2 protein-coding genes are annotated in these 1129 nt (G+C 44.3%); both read left to right on the top strand.

The window, feature by feature from the left end:
* Positions 1-543 (top strand): imelysin family protein (locus A3762_RS04105; protein ID WP_231878726.1); only part of this gene is annotated, 543 nt, incomplete at its 5' end.
* The coding region (locus A3762_RS04100; RefSeq protein ID WP_156493222.1) for a DUF1513 domain-containing protein at positions 543-1129 on the top strand (587 nt) is incomplete at its 3' end. The genes A3762_RS04105 and A3762_RS04100, both read left to right, overlap by 1 nt.

Below are 1129 nucleotides of genomic sequence, written 5' to 3'. Positions count from 1 at the left end.
GCGCTACATACACAAAATCTTCTCCGTATCAGCAGTGAGCTTGCTGTTGAATGGAAAGAGTCAATGCGCAAACAATTTGAGGATCCAAGACAACTAGACGGTTTCTTTGAAGATGAGATCGATGCTGCAACAGCGCTACTGAAAGGAGCCGCTGAAAACCTCGAAGTTATTAGCGCTTTGAAATTGCTACGACCGATGGGCAGCTCCGCAAAAAAAGCAAAATTTCAACGTCTCGAAGCTTGGAGAAGTGGCCTTTCTCTCCCCTTCATCACTGAGAATTTAGACGTTAGCATTGCCATGATCGAAACGCTGCAAAAAAACATACCTAACGCAGAGTTATCATCAACCACTTCTATTTTAGAAAGTGCGAAAAACCGTCTAATGAGCATAAACCTACCTTTAGCAAAGGCGATAAAAAGTAACGAACAGTACAGAGAGCTAAAAGACATTGCGCAGGACTTAATTCATGCTCATTCGGAGTTAGAAAACACGCTGACCAAGATGGGCATTCATTTAGGCTTCAATAGTCGCGATGGTGATTAATGCGCCGCAGACAATTTTTAATAGACGGGTTGACGCTTTGCACAGGCCTTATTGCACTGCCTTCAGTATCTTCGGCATTCGATACAAAACAAAACGATGCAATCTTAAGTGCTATAAAAATAGGAGATCGCTTCGCACTCTGTAAGTTAGAGAACAACAGCCCCCCACAACTACTTGAGCTTCCAGGGCGGGCGCATCAAGTCCTGTTTAATCCCAATAAATCAATGGTAGTGGCGGTCGCGAGACGACCTCAAACTTATCTCACTATCGCTGACGCATACTCACTCGAAAAATTAGTCCAAATAGAATCACCGAAGAACACCCATTTTTTCGGTCATGCTTGCTTTAGTCGTGACGGCAATTTGCTTTTTACAACTGAACAAAACTTCGAAACAGGGGAAGGTTTAATCGGAATTAGAGACGTGAGAGACGAGTTCCGACTTCTGCAGCATCACGCCTCACATGGAATTGGGCCACATGAACTCGCTACGCTACACAAGCTGGACTACCTAGTTGTTGCCAATGGAGGTATTCGCACCCACCCAAACACAGGGAGAAAAAAACTAAACATAGACTCAATGCACCC

It is taken from the genome of Oleiphilus sp. HI0125, assembly GCF_001635355.1.
This window is presented reverse-complemented; position numbering and strand designations above follow the sequence as displayed.